Here is an 18,746-nt window from a genome sequence, read left to right as displayed (position 1 = left end):
CACGATCCGCACAGTAACGGAGTGGACTCGTCGTGCGCGTACTCATCCAGTTGCGTCCGTCCCCCGACCTGGTCGCCGCCGTCGCCGACCCGTCGGTCCCCTCGATGGCGTCGGACGTGGCCGACGGCCTGCCCGGGGTGGTCCTCGACCACTCGTACGCCCCGGTGGCCGTGCCCCGCCCGATGCCCGCGTCCCCCGGCGGGGACCCGCTGTCGCTCAACCAGCCGCTGGTCTTCTCCATGTCGCCGCAGGACGCCTCGGTCGTGGTCCGCGGGGAGATCGCCGACGACGAGGTCGCCAGCAGGGTCGCCCTCCTGCCCGTGTCCCGCCGCGACGTGGTCGCGGTGTACGCCGACCCGGCGATCGAGACCTCCCTCACCTGCGGGGGCGACCCCGCCGTGGGCGACTGGCACGACGTCGAACGGCTGCTGCGCGTGCCCGACCTGGCGGCCGAGGGGCTGGACGGCTCCGGCGTCAGCCTCGCGGTCGTCGACACCGGCATCAACGCGGCGTACGTCAAGGCCGCCCGCGGGCAGGACGTGACGGTGGATCACGAGCGGAGCTGGAGCCCCGAGGGCGTCTCCGGAACCCCGGGGGACTTCGCGGTCGACCACGGCACGATGTGCGCCTTCGACGCGCTCATCGCCGCGCCCAAGGCGTCGCTGGTGGACGTGCCCGTGCTGCTGTCGCGGCGGCAGGGCGGCTCGACGCTCGACGGCCTGCTGTCCGACGCCATCGCCGCGTACGCCCACCTGCGCGAGGTCCTCGACGCTCAGCCCGCCGAGTCGCGGGCGCTCGTGGTGACCAACAGCTGGGGGTCGTTCTCCCCGCGCTGGGACTTCCCGCCCGGGCACCCCGGCAACTATTCGGACAGCGCGGCCCATCCGTTCAACCTGATCGTCGGCAGCCTGGCCGAGGCGGGGGCGGACATCCTGTTCGCCGCGGGCAACTGCGGGACGCAGTGCCGCGACAGCAGGTGCGCCTTCCCCGACCGGCCCATCGTCGGGGCCAACTCCCACCCCAGCGCGCTGTCGATCGGCGGGGTCGACACGGCGGGGACGCGGGTCGGCTACTCCTCCCAGGGGCCCGGGCGGCTGACCAAGCGCAAGCCGGACGTCTGCGCCTACACGCACTTCGCCGGGTCAGGGGCGCTCGGCGACGACGAGCCCGACTCGGGCACCTCGGCGGCCTGTCCCGTCGCGGCCGGTCTGGTCGCCGCCGTCCGCTCCCTCTGGCCTTCCACCGTGCTGTCGCCCGCCCAGCTCCGGACGCTGCTCCGCAGGACGGCCGATGATCGCAGTGCCGTAGGGTATGACCACGACTACGGGTACGGCGTGGTGGACGCCGCCGGCATCATCGCCGCGCTGCGCCGCCGAGCCGCGAAAGCGGCCTGAAAAACGCAGCGCCGCGAAAGCGGCCTGAACAACACAGCGCCGCGAAAGCGGCCTAAACGACACAGCGCCGCGCCGTCCGGTGACGAGACGTCCAGCAGAGGGAGGCGGGGCCGGTGGCCGAGGTGCTCATCACCGTCCGGCTCGCCGCGCCCGCGACGCTGGAGGCCGCGATGCGGCGGCTCGGCCTCACCGAGGACGATGTCGACACCGGTTACGGTCTGGTGCCCGTCGATCCCGGCAGGGACCTGTACGTCCTGCGGGTGACGGAGGAGGCCGGACGGCGCGTCGGCGACTCGGGCACGGGGGTGGCGGACGGCGGGGCGGCGGACGGCGGGCCCTACTCCGATCCGCCCATCGAGCCCTACGGGCCGCCGCGATGACCGCTCCCGTCTGGGTGGTGTCCGGTCCGCCGGGCGCGGGCAAGTCGACCGTCTGCGAGCTGCTGCTGGCCCGCCTCGATCCCGTGCCCGCCCTGCTCGACAAGGACACGATGTACGGCGGCTTCGTCGAGGCCATGCTCGCGGCGTACGGCAGGCCCACGGGCGAGCGCGAGGGGCCGTGGTATGACGAGCACGTCAAACGGCACGAGTATGCGGGCATGACGGCGACGGCCAGGGAGATCCGCTCCCACGGCTGCCCGGTGATGCTCGGCGGGCCCTTCACCTCCCAGGTGCACGACGCGGCGCTCTGGCACGCGTGGGTGGAGGCGCTGGGCGGGCCGGACGTACGCCTGATCTGGATCCGATCCGACGGCCCGACGCTGCGGGGGCGGCTTCTCCGCCGGGGCCTCGTCAGGGACGGGCAGAAGCTGGAGAACTTCGCCGAATACCTGCGTGCCATCCGCGTCGACGAGCCGCCCGCCGTGCCGTACGACGAGGTCGACAACCGCCTCGGCGCGCCTCCGCTCGAAGTCCAGATCGACCGGCTGGCGGCGAGGGCGTAGGTCGCCTCCTCAGCGGTTCTCCCGTGCTGCTCGCCGGGCGCCTGCCGCCTCCAGCATGCGTTCACGGCCGTCCAGAGAGCCGGACCGCGGGATCCGAGTCAAGTGGTCGCTCGCCGTTCTCACTTCGGCCGCCCGGGCGGCGGGGTTCGTTAGCGTCCGAGACGTGGAAGCCGCGCGCTTCCCCGGGTGCGGCCCTCGGGCACCGCCGGCCGCCCCGGCACAGGTGATCGATCCCAGCAGCATGGAGACGACAGTGAAGGCAGTCGCGATCAAGGCATTCGGACGTCCCGAAGGTCTGGCCGTCATCGACCTCCCCGCCCCGGTCCCGGGCGCCGGGCAGGTGCTCGTCGCCACCGAGGCGATCGGCGTCGGCGGCGTGGACGCCGTGATCCGAAGCGGCGCTCTGGCCGCCTACGGTTTCACGGAGGGCCACATCCCCGGCGGCGAGGTGGCGGGCACCGTGATCGCCGTCGGCGACGACGTCGATACGTCATGGATCGGTCAGCGGGTGTGGGCGTCCACCGGCGTGGGCGGCGGCTACGTCGAGCAGGCGGTCGCCCCGGTCGAGGAGATCGTTCCCCTCCCCGCGGACCTGTCCGCCGTCGACGCGGTGACGCTCGGAAGCTCCGGTGTGGTGGCCCACTTCGGCCTCGCCCATGCCCGCTTCGCCCCCGGAGAGTCGGTGCTGGTGCGCGGTGCGGCGGGCAGCATAGGGATCATGACGGTCCAGCTCGCGGCTCTCGGCGGCGCCGGTGCGATGGCGGTCACCACCTCGTCCGCCGAGCGCGGCGAGCGCCTGCGCAAGCTCGGCGCGACCCACGTACTGGACCGCTCCGGCGAGGGCGGCAAGGACGCTCCCGCGGGCTACGACGTCGTCATCGACGTCGTAGCCGGACCGGACCTGCCTTCCTTCTTCGGCAGGCTCAACCCGAACGGCCGGATGGTGGTCATCGGCGTGGTCGGAGGGCAGCCTCCGGCGGACTTCGGCACGGCGATGATGGCGGCGTTCCGGAAGTCGATGTCCTTCGCCACCTTCAGTGCCGACACCGTGGCCGCCTCCGACCGGCATGCCGTGCGGATCGAGCAGTTCGCCGCCGCGGGCCGCGGCGCGCTGCACACCGTGGTGCACGAGGTGCTGCCATTGGACCAGGCCGTGGTGGCGCACCGGAAGATGGACGCCGGCGAGGTGTTCGGCAGAATCGTCCTCACCCCGTAGGCCGCGCGGCGCATGCCGGTCACGGTCACACGATCTCGTGTCCGTACGCCGCCGCGAGCGGCCGCAGGTCGGGGACGCCGAAGACGGCGCACATCGACGCGAACACCTCGGCCTTGTCGTCGCCGTATCGGCGCACGTGGGCCGCGTAGGTGTCGGCGGTGACGAACCTCGGCGGGTCGGTCTTGCTGTGAAACTTGTCCGCGAACATCACGAGCCGTTCCTCGGCCGACTCGGCGAGGTAGTCGCGGGGAGGCAGCGGCAGCCCCTGTCGCAGCACGTCCTCCCGGCTGATCCCCACGCCCGTGTGATGGGAGCAGAACCGGCACAGGCTCTCGGGGAGGCCCTCCGTGCGGAGCAGTTCGTGGCCGAGGACTCCGTGGCGTACGTAACCGGCGTGGTCGAGCCGCCCGTCCTCGTCGTAGAGCAGGTAGACGCCGATGTCGTGCAGGAGGCTTCCGGCCCGCACCAGGTCGGCGTCGATGTCGAGTCCCGCGCGGTCGGCGCGGCCGGCCAGTCGCAGGGCGATCGCGCAGACGATCTCGCAGTGCGTGTAGACGCGGTCGAACGCTTCCTCCGTCGGCGCGTGTTTCGCGTGCAGTGCGCGGATCTCAGCGTCCGTCGGAAGCCGCATGCGCGGAGTCTAGCAAGCGATGATCACTGGCCGGCGGCCCCGCGTGTCAGGAGGGCACCCGTTCGCCCAGGCTCTCGCGCAGGCTCCTGATCTCCTCGCGCAGGGCCGACAGCTCGGCGAGCGTCGAGCGGTCGTCCCTGGCCTCCTCCTCCATGGCGCTCACCACGACCGCGATGAAGAGGTTCAGCACGACGAAGGTGCAGATCAGTACGAAGACGACGAAGTAGATCCACGACGAGGGATGACTCTCCATCAACTGACGGTTGATCTCCGACCAGCCGTCCCCCGTCATGACCTGGAACAGCGTGTAGAGCGACGTGGGCAGGTCGCCGAAATACTCGGGCGCGGCGGTGCCGTAGAGCTTGGTGCCCATGACGCCGGCGACGTACAGGATGAGGCCGAGCAGGACGACGATCGAGCTCATCCCGGGGATGGCGGTGAGCAGCGCGGAGACCACCCGACGCAGCGACGGCACCACCGAGATCAGCCGCAGCGCCCGCAGGACGCGCAGTGCCCGCAGCACCGACAGGCCGCCCGCCGTGGGGAGGAACGAGAAGCCGATGATCAGCAGGTCGAAGACGTTCCAGGCGTCGCGGAGGAACCGCCACCGGTAGACGTAGATCTTGGCCAGGATCTCCGCCACGAAGATGTACAGGGCGACGTGGTCGGCGACGTGCAGTTCCGTGCCGTAGCGGGCGGTCGCCTCGGCCGAGGTCTCGACGCCCAGCGTGGCCGCGTTGAAGAGGATCACCACCGTGATCACCTGCTGGAACCGCGGCGACTCGATCAGACGGCGGACACGTTCACGCACGAAAAACTCCTGGGAGGCACTGGAAGATCGGCACAGAGCCTAGTGCCCCCCGGGGACATTTCCGTTACCCGGCCTGGGCACTCCGATGACCGGCGTTCGACCCCGCCACGTCGCCGCCGGCCGTCACCGCGCGGCGAGACGGCCGGTGCGGCGGCCGGTGCGGCGGCCGGAGGGCCGCAGCGCCCAGGACACCACGGTGAGTGCGGCCAGCATGGAGAGCACCCACACCTCGCCCACGGCATATCCGGTGGTCAGATGGGAGACCACGGCCCCCGTGTAGGTGAAGAGGACCCCCGCGTAGGCCCACTCCTTGACCAGCGCGCGGCGCGGGACGAGCAGGGCGATCGCCCCCAGCACCTTCCAGGCGCCCAGCAGCACCAGGAAGTAGGACGGATAGCCCAGGTGCGTCACCAGGTCGCGCACGTACGGAATCCGCCCGATGTCCCAGACGCCGCCGACCGCCAGTTCGGCCGCCACCGCCACGGTGGCCGTCCAGTAGGCGGCCGCGCGCACGTGTGCCCAGCGCCTGGTGCTGCTCGAAATCGTTGCCATGAGATGCTCCTTGTCACATCCGAGCGAGGTCCGGGTTCATCGCCATGAACCCCGGCGGCGGAAGGATGTGACCGATGGACGAGAACGGGCTGGCCGCGCGCTTCGAGGAGCAGCGGCCCCGCCTGCGGGCGGTCGCCTACCGGATGCTGGGCTCGCACGCGGAGGCGGACGACGCGGTGCAGAACGCGTGGCTGCGGCTCAGCGGCGCCGACACCGCCGAAGTGGCCAACCTCGCGGGCTGGCTCACCACCGTCGTCGCCCGGGAGTGCCTGAACATGCTCCGCGCGCGCCGTAATCGCCGCGAGGAACCCCTCCCCGAGGGCCCCGCCGAGGTCACGGCCGAGCTCTCCGCCGAAGGCCACGACGCCGGAGATCCCGAAGCCGAGGCCCTGCTGGCCGACTCGATAGGTCCCGCGCTGATGGTCGTGCTCGACGGTCTCGCCCCCGCCGAACGGCTCGCGTTCGTCCTGCACGACGTCTTCGCCGTGCCCTTCGGCGAGATCGCCAACATCCTCGGAAGGTCTCCGGCCGCCACCCGTCAGCTCGCCAGCCGGGCCCGCAGACGGGTCGTGGGCGCGATCCCGCCCCGGCAGGTGGACATCGCCCGCCAGCGGCGGGTCGTCGACGCCTTCCTCGCCGCGCTGCGGCACGGTGACTTCGACGGGCTGCTCGCCGTGCTCGATCCCGATGTCCTGCTTAGCGAAGGCGACGCGGAGCCGGTGCGGGGCGCGCGAGCCGTGGGCGCCCACGCGCTCACCTTCTCGCGGGCCGCCCGGTTCGTACGGCCCGCGCTGGTGGACGGCGCCGTGGGCCTCGCGATCGTCCCGCGAGGACGCCTCATCGGGGCGCTGGCCTTCACCTTCGATCACGACAAGATCGCCGGAATCGAGGCGATCGACGATCCTGGCCGCCTGCGGCACGTCGACCTGGCGGCTCTCCGCTCGTGACCGCGGCCGGAGTGGGGAACCGGAGTGGGGATACAGCGACGCTCCCTGCCGCGCGCCGGCGTGCGCGCACCGGTCATGGCTCCACTCTCCTGGCTGCCCGCGTGGCGGACCAGGGCGTCCACCGGCCATTCGCCGGGCATTACCCGGGCATGCGAACGGCGGGCTTCAGCGGGCGGCGGCGTCGACGGCCTGGGCCGACAGGACGTGGTCGAGCACCATGAGGGCGCAGCCGGTGATGCCCGCGCCGGGCCCGAGGCGGCTGCGCTCGATGCGCAGGCTGCGGGTGGCGAGCTGGGTCGAGCGCCGGTAGACGACCTCGCGCACGCCCGACACCAGCGGCTGGAACATCTCGGCGACGTCGCCGCCGAGGACCACGACGGCGGGGTTGAGCAGGTTGACCGCGCCGGAGATGACCTCGCCCAGCCAGCGGCCGGCCTGCCGCACGACGGCCATGGTCTCCGCGTCGCCGGCCCGGACCAGGGCGGTCACGTCGGCGAGCGACGTCACGTCGCGGCCCTTGGCCCGCAGGTCGCGCAGGATCGCGGTGCCGCTGGCGACCGAGTCGACGCAGTCGAGGTTGCCGCAGCGGCACAGCACTCCCCCGCCGTCCCGGACCGGGATGTGCCCGATCTCCCCGGCCGCGCCGAGCGCGCCGCGCAGGATGCCGCCGCCGGAGATCACACCCGCGCCGATCCGGGTGGAGACCTTCACGAACAGCAGGTCGTCGAGCTCCGAGGCGTAGACGACCCGGTGCTCGCCCATCGCGATGACGTTCACGTCGTTGTCCACGAGCACCGGCACGTCGAACCGCTCGGCGATTATCGGTGGGATCACCACGCCGGTCCAGCTCGCCATCACGCGAGCGCTCTCGACCCGTCCGGCGGCGAACTCCACGGTCGCCGGCACGCCCAGGCCGATGCCGACGACGTCGTCACGCCCGTCGAGCAGCTTCTCCCAGGTGTCCATGAGCAGGGGCAGGACGACGCCCGGCCCCTCCTCGACGTCGATGTCCAGGTCGGTGCGGTGCAGCACCTCGCCCGCGAGGTCGCACAGCGCGATCTGGGTGCGGCGGGCGCCGAGCGAGGCCACCGGGACGACTCCCCCGGAGGTGGCGAAGCGCAGCCGCATGGGCGGGCGGCCCCCGGTGGACGGCCCTTCGGCGTCCTCCACGATCAGTCCGCGCTGCAGCAGATCGCTGACGCGGTGCGCGACGGCCGGGCGGGACAGGCCGGTAACACGGCCGATGTCGGCGCGCGTCACCGCCTCCCCGCTCCGGATGAGCTGGAGGACCTCGCCGGTGGTGGCTAGACGTGACATCGAGCGTAAGTGAAGCACAGAAGCTCACCTAAGTTCAATGACTTATTCATTCGAAGTTACAAAAGTCGGCTTGAAAAGTCGCATAACTTCCCGATACTGTCCCTTCCGTGCCCGATCGACACCTGGTGCCCGATCAACGGATCGGGGGCCGGACGTCCCGCCGGGCACACGTCCCGGGACGAAGGCTCCGGGGCGAGTTGGACCCCGCCTCGCGGCGGCCCCGGCAGGAGGAGAACCTTCCGTGACGAACCCCGTTATCACCGAGGTCACCGAACGCGTGGTCGCGCGAAGCCGCGAGAGCCGCGGGGCCTACCTGGAGCGGGTGCGCCGCGCCGGGGCCGAGCTGCGTGAGCGGGGGCCGGCCCGGGGGCGGCTCGGCTGCGCCAACCTGGCCCACGGCTTCGCCGCGGCGCCCGCCGAGGACAAGCTCGGCCTGCGCGGTACGGCGAAGCCGGGCGTGGCCATCGTGACCTCGTACAACGACATGCTGTCGGCGCACCAGCCGTACGAGACCTACCCGCCGGAGCTGAAGCGGGCGGTCCGCGAGGCGGGCGGCGTGGCGCAGGTGGCGGGCGGCGTGCCCGCGATGTGCGACGGCGTCACCCAGGGCCGGGCCGGCATGGAGCTGTCGCTCTACAGCCGCGATGTGATCGCGATGGCGACCGCGATCGCGCTGTCGCACGACATGTTCGACGCGTCCCTGCTGCTCGGGGTCTGCGACAAGATCGTCCCGGGGCTGCTCATCGGCGCCTTACGCTTCGGACACCTGCCGGCGATATTCGTCCCCGCCGGGCCCATGACCTCGGGCCTGCCCAACAAGGTCAAGGCCAGGGCGCGGCAGGCCTTCGCCGAAGGCAAGATCGGCCGCCTGGAGATGCTCGACGCCGAGGCGTCGTCCTACCACTCCCCCGGCACCTGCACGTTCTACGGCACCGCCAACTCCAACCAGCTCCTCATGGAGGTCATGGGCCTCCACCTGCCGGGGGCGACGTTCGTCAACCCCCACACCGAGCTGCGGCGCGCGCTGACCGCGGCGGCGGCCCGGCGGGCGGTCGAGATCACCCCGCACGGCGCGGAGTACACGCCCCTCGCCGAGGTCGTGGACGAGAAGGCGATCGTCAACGCGGTCGTCGCGCTGCTCGCCTCCGGCGGCTCCACCAACCACACGATGCACCTGGTCGCCATGGCCGCGGCCGCGGGCATCGAGCTGACCTGGGACGACATGGCGGCCCTGTCCAAGGTCGTCCCGCTGATCACCCGCATGTACCCCAACGGCCAGGCGGACGTGAACCACTTCCAGGCCGCGGGCGGCATGGCGGTGTTCATCGGCGACCTGCTCGACGCCGGGCTGCTCCACGAGGACGTGCTCACGGTCGCCGGGCGCGGCCTGGGCCTCTACCGCTCCGCCCCCGTACTCAAGGAGGGCGCAGCGCTCAAGGACGGCGCGCTGGTGTGGGACGAGCGGACCGAGCCCAGCACCGACACCGAGGTCCTGCGGCCGGTCGCCGAGCCGTTCTCCTCCGACGGGGGCATCCACATGCTGTCGGGCAACCTGGGCCGGGCGGTGAGCAAGGTCTCCGCCGTCAAGCCCGAGCACCTGGTGATCGAGGCCCCCGCCAAGGTGTTCGACGACCAGCTCGACCTGCTCGCCGCGTTCGAGCGGGGCGAGCTCGACGGGCAGGACTTCGTCGCGGTCGTCCGTTATCAGGGCCCCCGGGCCAACGGCATGCCCGAGCTGCACAAGCTCACGCCGCCGCTGGCCGTCCTGCTCGACCGCGGCCAGAAGGTGGCCATCGTCACCGACGGCCGCATGTCCGGCGCCTCGGGGAAGGTCCCCGCGGCGATCCACCTGTCTCCCGAGGCCGCCGACGGCGGGGCGATCGCGCTGCTGCGCGACGGCGACGTGATCCGCCTCGACTCGGCCGCCGGGACCCTCACCGTGCTCGCCGACCTCACCGGTCGTACGCCGGAGGGCGCCCCACTGACCGACGAGCAGTGGGCCGGCACCGGCCGCGAGCTGTTCGCCTCGTTCCGTCGCACGGTCGGCCCGGCCGAGCGTGGCGCGAGCGTCTTCGGAGGTGCCGCGTGAGCCTTCCCTGGCTGGTCGCGGACGTCGGCGGAACCAACGCCAGGTTCGGTTTGGTGACCCGGCCCGGAGGGCAGCCGGAGGCGGTAGCCGTACTCGACGTTTCCCAGCATCTCGGCCTTGCCGATGCCGTAGCCGCCTATCTCGCAGACCATGCGGGCGGAGTTCGGCCGGGGGCCGCGTGCCTGGCGATCGCCGGTCCGGTCGAGGACGACCGATACCGGCTGACGAACGCGGGATGGACCGGGTCCGTCAAGGAGCTCGGCATCCCGCGTGCGGTGCTGCTCAACGACTTCGAGGCGCTGGCGATCTCACTGCCGCACCTGGCGGGGGACGACCTCGTGCCGCTCGGCGGCCCGCCGCCGGCAGCCGGCCTGACGAAGGTCGTGCTCGGGCCCGGCACCGGGCTCGGAGTGGCCGGTCTCGTGCCCGTACGGGAGGGGTGGCAGCCGGTGCCCGGCGAGGGCGGGCACATCGCGGCGCCCGCCGTCACCGACCTGGAGATGGAGATCGTCCGGGCGGTGCGCGCGGACGGCCTGCCGTACGTGGACGCCGAGCACCTGCTGTCGGGCACCGGGCTGCCGCGCCTGCACCGCGGGCTCGCGCTCGTGCGCGGCGTCACGCCCGAGGACCGCACGGCCGCGCAGATCACCTCCTCGGACGACCCGCTGTGCGCCGAGACCGTGGAGGTCTTCCTCGCCATGCTCGGTGGCTTCGCCGGGGGCGTGGCGCTCACCTTCGCCGCGCGGGGCGGGGTCTACCTGGGCGGCGGCGTGCTGCCCCGCCTGGTCTCGCGGATCCCCGGCAGCGCGTTCCGGGCCCGGTTCGAGACGACCGCGCCGGCGCTGACGGAGTATGCCGCCGCGATCGCCACCGTCCTGATCACCGCCGAGCAGCCCGCGCTGACGGGTGCGGCCGCCTGGCTCGCCCAACGAAATCCCGATGTGGAGCTGGTATGAGCAACCTTCTCGACCTCGCGCCGGTCGTCCCGGTGGTCGTCCTGGACGACGCGGACAGCGCCGTCCCCCTCGCCCGGGCCCTGGTCGCGGGCGGGCTGCCGGTCATCGAGGTCACGCTGCGCACCCCGGCCGCCCTCGACGCGATCCGGCGGATCGCCGCCGAGGTGCCGGAGGCCGTGGTCGGCGCGGGCACCGTGCGCTCGCCCGAGGACGTGGAGGCCGCGACCGGGGCCGGGTCCCGCTTCCTCGTCTCCCCCGGCACCACGCCCGCCCTGCTCGCGGCCATGCTCGCCTCGGGCGTGCCGTTCCTGCCGGGCGTCGCCACGGCCACCGAGGCGATGACGCTGGCCGAGCGCGGCGTGCGCGAGCTCAAGTTCTTCCCGGCCGAGCCGGCCGGCGGCGTGGCGTACCTCAAGTCGCTGAGCGGCCCGCTGCCCGACGTGCGGTTCTGCCCCACGGGCGGGATCACCCCGTCGAACGCGCCGGCCTACCTCGCCCTGCCGAACGTCGGCTGCGTCGGCGGGAGCTGGCTCACCCCGCGCAGCCTCGTGGCCGCGGGCGACTTCGCCAGGATCGAGAAGCTCGCGTCCGAGGCCGCCGCGCTGCGCCCTTGAGCGCTCCGGCCTGCGCCGCGTCCCTGGGCGCGCTCAGCCGCGCCGGTGCGGAGTGCTCCCGCCCGGGCCCCTGGGCGCTTTCCGGGGCTCCTCAAGCTCACCGGTCCGTCCTTCCTCCCTCGGCGGAGCCGGTGGCCATGCTCGTGACCGCGACCCGGACACGTCCATGGGTGCCGGGCCCGCGACCGCTCACCTGCGGTGGCGAGCCCGGCGTCACCCCATGACACCCCCATAACAACCCGGCGGACCCCCTCAGGACAGCCTTACGGCTGTGCGCCCAGCAGGGCGTCGAGACCGATCGGGTCCTCGTGCGTGCCCTCCGAGGTGCACGCGTGCGCCCCGGCCACGGCGCCCAGCCGTACGCACTCCTCCGGAGGCCGGCCAGTCAGGCGGCCGTACAGGAAGCCGGACACGAACGCGTCGCCGGCGCCGTTGCTGTCGGCCACGGGGCCGGGCGGCGGCGCGGCCGGGAAGCGGCGCACCTGCCCTCCGGCCAAAACGTGGCAGCCCGCGGCCCCGTCCGTGCACACGACCACCGACGCGCGGCCCCGCTCGGCGATCGCCCGCATGACCTCCTCGCGCCGCCCGCCGAGCCTGGCCGCGGACAGGAAGACCAGGTCGGAGGAGTAGGCGAAGTCCTCGTGGTGCGGGTTCTCGCCGTCCCAGTCGTGCAGGTCGGTCGAGATCGTCGCGCCGTCGGGGATGTCGGCGTAGACGTGCCGGGCGAAGTCCACGATCGAGACGTGGACGTGCCGGGCCGACCGGAGGGCCGGCAGATAGAGGTCGCGGGGCATCCGCTGACCGGGGACGGCCCTGGGGTCGAAGAGCGACAGGCGCCTGCCGCCGGGGTCCACGAGCAGGACGCTGCGCCGGGTGCCCGCCTCGGACGGGGCGTAGGCGAAGTCGACCCCGCGGGCGGCGAGGTGGCCGCGGATCAGCGCGCCCTGCGGGTCGTCGCCGATGAGGTCGACGAACTTCACGCGCAGGCCGAGGGCGTGGCAGCCGAGCGCGACCCCCGAGCCGGTGTTGCCGATCCGGTCAATGACGGGCGGCACGGCATAGGTGTCGGCGTACGGCAGGGGCAGCTCGGGCACGTAGACGGTCGTGTCGGCACCGGCGCCGCCCACGACCAGGACGTCGATGGGGTGATCGGTCATTCGCAACGCTCCGCGGGAGGTCGGGAGAGTCCGGCGCGGCGACCGTGCGCGGCCGCCGGGCCGGGGAAGGCAAGACCCCGGCAGGGGCTCAGCGGTTGACCAGCGGGCCCGAGCTGGTGGAGCCGCGCACCACGAGCTCGGGCTGGTAGACCAGCTCGACGTGCTTGGCGGGAGTGCCGCCGATCTCCTCAAGCAGGGTCTCGACGGCGGCGGCCGCCATCGCGCCGATCGGCTTGCGCACGGTCGTGAGCGGCGGGTCGGTGAACGCCATCAGCGGCGAGTCGTCGAACCCGACGACCGACACGTCCCCGGGCACCGACAGCCCGCGCTCGCGGGCGGCGCGGATCGCGCCGAGCGCCATGAGGTCGCTCGCGCAGAAGATGCCGGTGCAGCCGCGGTCGAGCAGCGCCGAGGCGGCGGCCTGCCCGCCCTCCACGGAGAACAGCGAGTGCTGGATGAGGTCGTCGACGTCGGCCGGGCCGAGCAGCTGGGCCATCGCCTGGCGGAAGCCCTCGATCTTGCGGATGACCGGGACGAAGCGCCGCTGCCCCAGCGCGAGGCCGATGCGCTCGTGCCCGCGGTCCACGAGGTGCTGTACGGCCAGGCGCGCGGCGAGCCGGTCGTCGGGCGAGATGAACGGCGCGGGGATGGCCTCGTTGTAGCCGTCCACGAGCACGATCGGCAGCCCGCGGTCGGTGAGCCGCTTGTAGCGGTCCATCCTGGCGGTGGTGTCGGCGTGCAGGCCGGAGACGAAGACGATGCCCGACACGCCCCGGTCGAGGAGCATCTCGGTGAACTCGTCCTCGGGGGCTCCGCCGGGCTCCTGGGTGCACAGGATCGGCGTGTAGCCGTGCTGGATCAGCGACTTCTCCATCGCCTGGGCGAACGCCGGGAAGATCGGGTTGCCGAGCTCCGGGATCACCAGGCCGATCAGGCCGTTGCTGCGCTGGCGCAACCGCTGGGGCCGCTCGTAGCCCATCAGGTCGAGGGCGGTGAGCACGGCCTGGCGGGTGGCCGGGGAGACCCCCGCCTTGCCGTTGAGCACACGGCTCACCGTCGCCTCGCTGACTCCGGCCTGGGCGGCGATGTCGGCGAGCCGTGTGTTGTTCATGAGCATTACTTTAGACATTCCTCGCGGCCCACCAGGTGGCCGAGTCGGGAGCGAGCCGCACGATTCCGCCGGACGTCTCCGGGCCTCCGCTGGCCAGCAGCAGGTCGCCCGGCGCCTCCGTCTCCACCCACTCCCGCGTCATGTTCAGCAGGCAGGTGAACGAGTCGCCGCGCCGGAACGCCAGGGTGCCGGGCGGGCTGTCCATCCACGTCAGCGTGCCGTCGCCCAGCTCCGGGTGCTCCCGCCTGAGGGCGAGGGCGGCCCGATAGAGGCTGAGCATCGACGCGCCGTCCCGCAGCTGCGCCTCCACCGACAGGTCGCGCCAGCCGGCCGGCATCGGCAGCCAGCTCTCGTAGATGCCCGGCGGGGTGAAGCCGTACGGCGGTTCGCCCGCGGCGGTCCACGGGAGCGGCACCCGGCACCCGTCGCGCCCGCTGTCGGGGTCGCGCAGCCGCTGCGGATCCTGCAGGTACTGCTCGGGCAGGTCGAGCACCTCGGGCAGCCCCAGTTCCTCGCCCTGGTAGATGTAGGCCGAGCCGGGCAGCGCCAGCATGAGCAGCGCCGCCGCGCGCGCCCTGCGCAGGCCGCGCTCGCCGCCGCCGTAGCGGGTGACGTGCCGCTTGACGTCGTGGTTCGACAGCACCCAGGTCGAGGGCGCGCCCACCAGCGCCGACGTGCGCACGGACTCGTCGATGACCTCGCGGAAGAGCGCCGCGTCCCAGGGCGTCTTGAGGAAGTGGAAGTTGAACGCCTGGTGCAGCTCGTCGGGGCGGACGTAGTTGGCCAGCCGCTCGGGCGACGGCGCCCACGCCTCGGCCACCCCGATCCGCTCGCCGTCGTAGGAGTCGAGGATGCGGCGCCAGGCCCGGTGGATCTCGTGCACGCCGTCCTGGTCGAAGAACGGCACGACCTGCGCGCCGATCATCTCGGCCTGGCCCCGGGCGCCCACGTCGGGCAGGCCCGGCGCCTTGACCATGCCGTGCGCCACGTCGATCCGGAAGCCGTCCACGCCGAGGTCGAGCCAGAACCGCAGGACGTCGGCGAACTCCTCGTGCACCTCCGGGTGCTCCCAGTTGAGGTCCGGCTGCTCGGGCGCGAACAGGTGCAGGTACCACTGGCCGTCCTCGACCCGGGTCCAGGCGGGCCCGCCGAAGATCGACTCCCAGTCGTTGGGCGGCAGCTCGCCCGTCACGCCCTTGCCCTCGCGGAAGATGTAGCGCTCCCGCTCCGGGCTGCCCGGCCCCGCCTTCAGCGCCGCCTCGAACCAGGGGTGGCGGTCGGAGGTGTGGTTGGGCACCACGTCCACGATGATCCGCAGGCCGAGCCGGTGGGCGTCGGCGATCAGCGCCTGGGCGTCCGACAGCGAGCCGAAGAGCGGATCGACGTCGCGATAGTCGGCCACGTCGTATCCGAAGTCGGCCATCGGCGAGGGGTAGAACGGCGTCAGCCAGATCGCGTCGACACCGAGGTCGGACAGGTAGCGCAGGCGGCTGCGCACGCCGAGCAGGTCACCGATCCCGTCACCGTTGCCGTCCGCGAAGCTGCGGACGTACACCTGGTAGATCACCGCGTCGCGCCACCACCGCGTCGTGACCGCGGACGGCTGGACGGCGAGTTCGGTCATTGGGATCCCCCGATTCTCATATAGGGTCACGCCTTCGTCGCGCCGGCCGTCAGGCCGGTCACGAGGTGGCGCTGGACGAGCAGGAAGACGACGGCCGCCGGAATCGCGATCAGCACCGACGAGGCCGTCAGCAGGCCCCACTCCGCCTTGTGCTGGCCGACGAACTGGCTCAGGCCGACCGCGAGCGTGTACTTGTCGTCGCCCGTCATGAACGCGGTCGCGTACGCGACCTCCGCCCAGGCGGTGATGAACGAGTAGAACGCGGCCACGGCGAGGCCGGGCTTGGCCAGCGGCAGGATGAGCCGCCAGAACGTGCCGAAGGGGGTCAGGCCGTCGACCCGGCCGGCCTCGTCGATCGTCACGGGGACGGTGTCGAAGTAGCCCTTCATCATCCACGCGCAGAACGGCACGGTGGAGGTGAGGTAGGCGATGACGAGGGACGGGAACTGGTTGATCAGCCCGAGCCCGGCCATCAGGTTGTAGATCGGCACGATCAGGATGGCCACGGGGAACATCTGCGTGATCAGCAGCATCCACATCACCGAGCGGAAGCCGGGGAAGCGGAAGCGGCTGACCGCGTAGCCGGTCGTGGCCGACAGCAGCACGCCGAGCACGGCCGTGATCAACGAGACGATCACCGCGTTGGCGGCCCAGGTGAGGAACCGGGTCTCCCCGAGGACCTGCGTGTAGTTGGCGAGCGTGGGGTGGTCGATCGGCGCGACCGAGGCGGTCTCGATGACCGTCCGCGGCTTGAGCGAGGTCAGCACCAGCCACGCGACCGGGAACACCGACACGATGCTCGCCGCGATCAGCGTGAGGTGCAGGGCGATCGACCTGCCGGGGCTGCGCCTGTCGCGGCTCCACGCTCCGGCGGGAGCGGCCGGGCTCACCATGCCTCCCCCTGCTGCCTGAGCGCGCGCCGATAGACCGTGGCCATGACGACGAGCAGCGCGAGGATCACCATGCCCCAGGCCGCGGAGCCCGAGTAGTTCCTGATGCCCTCGAACGCCTGGCGGTAGGCGTACGTCACGAGGATCTCCGTGGCTCCGCCCGGTCCTCCCCGGGTCAGCAGGAAGATGACCGGGAACTGGTTGAAGGTCCAGATCGTGCCGAGCAGCACGACCGTGCTCGACACCGGGCGCAGGCCCGGCAGCGTGATGTGGCGGAAGCGCTGCCACGGCGTGGCGCCGTCCACCTCGGCGGCCTCGTACAGCTCGCGCGGGATGGCCTGCAGGCCGCCGAGCAGCGCGAGCATCATGAACGGCACGCCCAGCCACACGTTGCAGGCGATCACCGAGACCTTGGCCCAGAACGGGTCGTCGAGCCAGCTGACGCCGGCGAACCCCGCGGCCCGCAGCATGGCGTTGACCACGCCGAACTCGCCGTTCAGCAGGTAGCGCCAGATGAACGCGGACACGAAGGCCGGCACGGCCCAGGGCAGCACGAGCAGGATCCGATAGAGCGACCGCAGCCGCATGGGCCGGTTCAGCAGCAGCGCCAGGCCCAGGCCGATGCTCACGTGCAGGGCGACGCAGACGACGGTCCACACGACCGTCCAGGTGAGCCGGCCGAGGAACTCCGCGGACGTGAGGATGTCGGTGTAGTTCTTCAGGCCCACGAACTCATAGGTGGACGGGATGACGTTCATCCCGATCGTGCGGCCCATGTTGCCCTCGGTCGCGTCGGTGAGCGACAGGTACACGCCTCGTACGAGGGGGTAGCCGACCAGCACCAGCGTCACGATGACGACCGGCGCGGTCATCGCCCAGGCGTACCAGTGGCGCGACAGAAGGCGCCGCGCCCCCGAACGGGGCGCGGCCCTTCTCGTCGCGACGACGTCAGCCGTCATCGCCTACAGGCTCCAGCCCTTGAGGATGCCCTGGTAGGCGGTGGCGACGTCCGTGAGCATGGGCTCGGTCGTCGTCTGCCCGCCCGCGAGCTTCTGGTAGCCCTCGACCAGCGGCTGGAACAGCGAGGCGGCCTCCGGGATCCAGGGTCGCTCGACGGCCGTCTCCATCGGCTTCTGCCACTGGGCGATCTTGGGGTTGGCCGTCGCCTCGGGCGCGCTGTAGGCGGGCTGGCGGGTCGGCAGCAGGCCGAGCTTGCCGGCGACCTTCGCCTGGCTCTCCGCACTGGCCATGAACTGGACGAACAGGTAGGACGCGTCCAGGTTCTTCGAGCCCGCGTACACGGTGTAGTCGTGACCGCCCAGCGGCGAGCCCGCCTTCACCGAGCCGGCCGGAACCGGGGCGACGCCGAAGTTGTCAGGGTTGTCCTTGAACACCTTGCCACCGAGGTTGTCCGCGTTGGACCACGGGCCGTTGAAGATCATCGCGACCTTGCCGTCCTTGAACGCGGTCTCGGCGTTCGTGTAGCTGTCCTGCAGCGCGGGCTTGACGGCGGCGCCGGACGTGATCAGGTCCTCGACGATCTTCACCCCCGCCACGCTCTGCGGAGACGAGATCGTGATCTTCTTGTTCTGGACGTCGACGAAGTCGCCGCCCTCGCCATAGATGAACGGAAGCAGGAAGTAGGCGTCCACGTTGAGGGCGAGGCCGCCCGCTCCGGTCTTCGACTTGACGTCGAGCGCCACCTTCTTGAGGTCGGCCATCGTCGCCGGAGGCTGGTCGTAGCCCGCCTTCTTCAGTAGTTCCTTGTTGTACAGGAGGCCGAGGGTGTCCGTCACCTGCGGCACGCCGTACGTCTTGCCGTTGAACTTGCCGCTCGCCGCCGGGACCGGCAGGAACTCCTCGGGCTTGTCGACGGCCGGGGTGCCGTCGAGCGGCGCGAGGTAGCCGAGCGACGCGAACTCCGCGACCCAGCCCACGTCGGTGCGCAGCACGTCGGGCGCGCCCGCCCCGGACTGCGCGGCGGTCTTGAACTTGTCCCGCGCGTTCGCGAACGGCACGTTGACGTAGTTGACCTTGATCTTCGGGTATCTGGCCTCGAAGTCCTTGATGATCTCCTGGAAGACCGGGCCCTCGGTCGTGGCGTCCGAGGTGTCCCACCAGGTGACCGTTCCGGACACCTCGGCGGGGGCGGCGCTCTTGGCCGGGGCCGTTCCGGTGTCGCCGGAACCGTCGCCACAGGCGGTGACCGCCAAAGCGAGCGCCGCGGCCACCGCCGCGGACGTGAGGACTCGCCTCATGTGAGTCGCACTCCTTGCTCAGGGGGATTTGAGCGGAACGTAACAGGGGTGCGAAGGGGATGAAAGACCTTACTGAAACTTTCAGCAAATTCGTTACATTTGACGCGTCAAAGAGGGGCGCAAGGAGGTCATGACGCGACCCTGACAGCCATCTTTAGCAAGGGGAAAGTCGCGAGTAACGACAAGTTGCGGGCAGATGCCGGATCTTTCACGACACGTATGGACACGAGTGCCCG

Annotated in this window: 18 protein-coding genes; 8 read left to right on the top strand and 10 right to left on the bottom strand. The window is 71.8% G+C overall.

Annotated elements, in window-relative coordinates; all coding sequences use genetic code 11:
* Positions 1-32: 32 nt before the first annotated feature.
* From FLX08_RS20245 to FLX08_RS20230, 4 genes are all read left to right on the top strand, one after another.
* Positions 33-1,394 carry a S8 family serine peptidase gene (locus FLX08_RS20245; protein ID WP_142620441.1) on the top strand — a complete coding sequence of 454 codons (1,362 nt, stop codon included), beginning with the start codon at positions 33-35 and terminating at the stop codon, positions 1,392-1,394.
* Between the two features lie 113 nt (positions 1,395-1,507).
* A complete protein-coding gene (locus FLX08_RS20240) occupies positions 1,508-1,774 on the top strand; it encodes a hypothetical protein (protein ID WP_244312774.1) in 267 nt (88 codons plus the stop codon).
* Positions 1,771-2,337 (top strand): P-loop nucleotide/nucleoside kinase family protein, encoded by a 567-nt coding sequence (locus tag FLX08_RS20235; RefSeq protein WP_142620440.1) that lies wholly within the window; start codon positions 1,771-1,773, stop codon positions 2,335-2,337. The genes FLX08_RS20240 and FLX08_RS20235 overlap by 4 nt, the downstream gene beginning before the upstream one ends.
* 253 nt (positions 2,338-2,590) lie before the next feature.
* Entirely contained in the window at positions 2,591-3,553 is a 963-nt protein-coding gene (locus FLX08_RS20230; protein WP_167530494.1) for a zinc-binding dehydrogenase, read from the top strand.
* A 25-nt stretch (positions 3,554-3,578) separates the two neighbouring features.
* Here the strand turns inward: FLX08_RS20230 and FLX08_RS20225 are convergent, their stop codons facing one another.
* From FLX08_RS20225 to FLX08_RS20215, 3 genes are all read right to left on the bottom strand, one after another.
* Complete coding sequence (locus tag FLX08_RS20225; RefSeq protein WP_142620438.1) at positions 3,579-4,184, bottom strand: HD domain-containing protein; 606 nt, start codon at positions 4,182-4,184, stop codon at positions 3,579-3,581.
* A 46-nt stretch (positions 4,185-4,230) separates the two neighbouring features.
* A complete protein-coding gene (locus FLX08_RS20220) occupies positions 4,231-4,995 on the bottom strand; it encodes an ion transporter (protein WP_142620437.1) in 765 nt (254 codons plus the stop codon).
* A gap of 123 nt (positions 4,996-5,118) precedes the next feature.
* A complete protein-coding gene (locus FLX08_RS20215; protein WP_142620436.1) occupies positions 5,119-5,547 on the bottom strand; it encodes a DoxX family protein in 429 nt (142 codons plus the stop codon).
* A 74-nt stretch (positions 5,548-5,621) separates the two neighbouring features.
* Here FLX08_RS20215 and FLX08_RS20210 point away from each other — a divergent pair, with 74 nt between their 5' ends.
* On the top strand, positions 5,622-6,494 hold the full coding sequence (locus FLX08_RS20210; protein ID WP_142620435.1) for a sigma-70 family RNA polymerase sigma factor: 873 nt from the start codon (positions 5,622-5,624) through the stop codon (positions 6,492-6,494).
* A gap of 165 nt (positions 6,495-6,659) precedes the next feature.
* Here the strand turns inward: FLX08_RS20210 and FLX08_RS20205 are convergent, their stop codons facing one another.
* On the bottom strand, positions 6,660-7,811 hold the full coding sequence (locus FLX08_RS20205; protein ID WP_142620434.1) for an ROK family transcriptional regulator: 1,152 nt from the start codon (positions 7,809-7,811) through the stop codon (positions 6,660-6,662).
* Between the two features lie 241 nt (positions 7,812-8,052).
* On the opposite strand from FLX08_RS20205, the gene edd reads away from it, so the two are divergent.
* The 3 genes from edd to eda are packed head-to-tail and all read left to right on the top strand — an operon-like array spanning position 8,053 to position 11,470.
* Positions 8,053-9,900, top strand: a complete 1,848-nt coding sequence (gene edd, locus FLX08_RS20200) for a phosphogluconate dehydratase (RefSeq protein ID WP_142620433.1) — start codon at positions 8,053-8,055, stop codon at positions 9,898-9,900.
* A complete protein-coding gene (locus FLX08_RS20195) occupies positions 9,897-10,856 on the top strand; it encodes a glucokinase (protein WP_142620432.1) in 960 nt (319 codons plus the stop codon). Before edd ends, FLX08_RS20195 begins: the two co-directional genes overlap by 4 nt.
* Positions 10,853-11,470 carry a bifunctional 4-hydroxy-2-oxoglutarate aldolase/2-dehydro-3-deoxy-phosphogluconate aldolase gene (eda, locus tag FLX08_RS20190; protein WP_142620431.1) on the top strand — a complete coding sequence of 206 codons (618 nt, stop codon included), beginning with the start codon at positions 10,853-10,855 and terminating at the stop codon, positions 11,468-11,470. The genes FLX08_RS20195 and eda overlap by 4 nt, the downstream gene beginning before the upstream one ends.
* A 263-nt stretch (positions 11,471-11,733) precedes the next feature.
* Here eda and FLX08_RS20185 read toward each other — a convergent pair whose 3' ends face one another.
* From FLX08_RS20185 to FLX08_RS20160, 6 genes are all read right to left on the bottom strand, one after another.
* Entirely contained in the window at positions 11,734-12,627 is an 894-nt protein-coding gene (locus FLX08_RS20185; RefSeq protein WP_142620430.1) for a carbohydrate kinase family protein, read from the bottom strand.
* Between the two features lie 88 nt (positions 12,628-12,715).
* Positions 12,716-13,738 carry a LacI family DNA-binding transcriptional regulator gene (locus FLX08_RS20180; RefSeq protein ID WP_142620429.1) on the bottom strand — a complete coding sequence of 341 codons (1,023 nt, stop codon included), beginning with the start codon at positions 13,736-13,738 and terminating at the stop codon, positions 12,716-12,718.
* 10 nt (positions 13,739-13,748) lie between these two features.
* The gene (locus FLX08_RS20175) at positions 13,749-15,362 is read right to left on the bottom strand and encodes a glycoside hydrolase family 13 protein (RefSeq protein ID WP_142620428.1); all 1,614 of its coding nucleotides are present in this window, start codon (positions 15,360-15,362) and stop codon (positions 13,749-13,751) included.
* A gap of 26 nt (positions 15,363-15,388) precedes the next feature.
* Positions 15,389-16,255 carry a sugar ABC transporter permease gene (locus FLX08_RS20170; protein WP_142620427.1) on the bottom strand — a complete coding sequence of 289 codons (867 nt, stop codon included), beginning with the start codon at positions 16,253-16,255 and terminating at the stop codon, positions 15,389-15,391.
* Positions 16,249-17,211, bottom strand: a complete 963-nt coding sequence (locus FLX08_RS20165; RefSeq protein ID WP_142620426.1) for a carbohydrate ABC transporter permease — start codon at positions 17,209-17,211, stop codon at positions 16,249-16,251. Before FLX08_RS20165 ends, FLX08_RS20170 begins: the two co-directional genes overlap by 7 nt.
* A 3-nt stretch (positions 17,212-17,214) precedes the next feature.
* The gene (locus tag FLX08_RS20160) at positions 17,215-18,510 is read right to left on the bottom strand and encodes an extracellular solute-binding protein (RefSeq protein ID WP_142620425.1); all 1,296 of its coding nucleotides are present in this window, start codon (positions 18,508-18,510) and stop codon (positions 17,215-17,217) included.
* Positions 18,511-18,746: the final 236 nt, after the last annotated feature.

The organism is Microbispora hainanensis (assembly GCF_006874475.1).
Lineage (GTDB): Bacteria > Actinomycetota > Actinomycetes > Streptosporangiales > Streptosporangiaceae > Microbispora > Microbispora hainanensis.
Note: the sequence above shows the minus strand (reverse complement) of the source record. Positions and strands in the feature narration are given on the sequence as shown.

What these genes read in the sequence shown, in the direction of transcription:
- FLX08_RS20235 (WP_142620440.1), top strand. Translation starts at nt 1,771, where the DNA reads ATGACCGCTCCCGTCTGGGTGGTGTCCGGTCCGCCGGGCGCGGGCAAG.
- FLX08_RS20225 (WP_142620438.1), bottom strand. Translation starts at nt 4,184, where the DNA reads ATGCGGCTTCCGACGGACGCTGAGATCCGCGCACTGCACGCGAAACAC.
- FLX08_RS20215 (WP_142620436.1), bottom strand. Translation starts at nt 5,547, where the DNA reads ATGGCAACGATTTCGAGCAGCACCAGGCGCTGGGCACACGTGCGCGCG.
- FLX08_RS20210 (WP_142620435.1), top strand. Translation starts at nt 5,622, where the DNA reads ATGGACGAGAACGGGCTGGCCGCGCGCTTCGAGGAGCAGCGGCCCCGC.
- FLX08_RS20205 (WP_142620434.1), bottom strand. Translation starts at nt 7,811, where the DNA reads ATGTCACGTCTAGCCACCACCGGCGAGGTCCTCCAGCTCATCCGGAGC.
- eda (WP_142620431.1), top strand. Translation starts at nt 10,853, where the DNA reads ATGAGCAACCTTCTCGACCTCGCGCCGGTCGTCCCGGTGGTCGTCCTG.
- FLX08_RS20185 (WP_142620430.1), bottom strand. Translation starts at nt 12,627, where the DNA reads ATGACCGATCACCCCATCGACGTCCTGGTCGTGGGCGGCGCCGGTGCC.
- FLX08_RS20180 (WP_142620429.1), bottom strand. Translation starts at nt 13,738, where the DNA reads ATGAACAACACACGGCTCGCCGACATCGCCGCCCAGGCCGGAGTCAGC.
- FLX08_RS20175 (WP_142620428.1), bottom strand. Translation starts at nt 15,362, where the DNA reads ATGACCGAACTCGCCGTCCAGCCGTCCGCGGTCACGACGCGGTGGTGG.
- FLX08_RS20170 (WP_142620427.1), bottom strand. Translation starts at nt 16,255, where the DNA reads ATGGTGAGCCCGGCCGCTCCCGCCGGAGCGTGGAGCCGCGACAGGCGC.
- FLX08_RS20165 (WP_142620426.1), bottom strand. Translation starts at nt 17,211, where the DNA reads ATGACGGCTGACGTCGTCGCGACGAGAAGGGCCGCGCCCCGTTCGGGG.
- FLX08_RS20160 (WP_142620425.1), bottom strand. Translation starts at nt 18,510, where the DNA reads ATGAGGCGAGTCCTCACGTCCGCGGCGGTGGCCGCGGCGCTCGCTTTG.